This window comes from Drancourtella sp. An57 (assembly GCF_002161525.1).
In the GTDB taxonomy this organism is placed as follows: Bacteria; Bacillota; Clostridia; order Lachnospirales; family Lachnospiraceae; genus Sellimonas; species Sellimonas catena.
In genome coordinates this window covers 1-751 of record NZ_NFHY01000041.1, presented here as the reverse complement: position 1 = coordinate 751, position 751 = coordinate 1, and the positions used below count along the sequence as shown (strand labels likewise).

The 751-nt window shown below is 41.8% G+C and carries 2 tRNA genes; both read right to left on the bottom strand.

From position 1 onward, the window contains the following. Positions 1–326: 326 nt before the first annotated feature. Positions 327–415, bottom strand: a tRNA-Ser gene (locus B5G11_RS16085). A gap of 18 nt (positions 416–433) precedes the next feature. Next, positions 434–519 (bottom strand) — tRNA-Ser (locus B5G11_RS16080). Positions 520–751: the final 232 nt, after the last annotated feature.

The following is a 751-nucleotide window of genomic DNA, read 5'->3' as shown; positions in this document are numbered from 1 at the left end:
ACTCTCGCTAATCCATCCCGTTACTGTTGTCTGGTTTGTGGAACTTGAAGTTCCTTGTTCTGAATAATTCTCATGAATTTTCAGGGATCGTTGTCTATTGTTCAGTTATCAAAGTTCTTAGTTTTCGTTGCCGCTCTCTCGCGACAGCTATATTAGGTTATCACATCCGCTCGTTTCTGTCAAGCACTTTTTTTATTTTTTTTCAAGCACGCTCGTCAGTAAACTGTTGTGATTCCGCTTTTCTGCATCATCAGTGTAAGCTTGTTTATTTTACCATCGCAGTTGTGTAATGTCAAGAGTTTTTTGACATTTTTATTCCTGCGAAACGGAGAAAGAGGGATTTGAACCCTCGCGCCGCTATTAACGACCTACTCCCTTTCCAGGGGAGCCCCTTCAGCCTCTTGGGTATTTCTCCAGGACTGTCTGTATAAAGCGGAGAGGGTGGGATTCGAACCCACGCGCCCTTGCGGACAAACGGTTTTCAAGACCGCCTCGTTATGACCACTTCGATACCTCTCCATACTGCCGTATTTACAAACATTTTCTGTTCGCTCAGCGAACAATGATTATTCTATCAGAAGTGATTCTCCTTGTCAACAAATAATTTACATATTTTGCAACTTTCTTTTCCGACTGAACTGAAAAGTTTATTTCCACTTTAAATGGGCTAAAGTGGATTTTAGTCTTACGCTTATTTCTACTTCCATTCCTGTTGCAGTTTGTCTTACACTGGTCTTGGTTGACAGTCGCT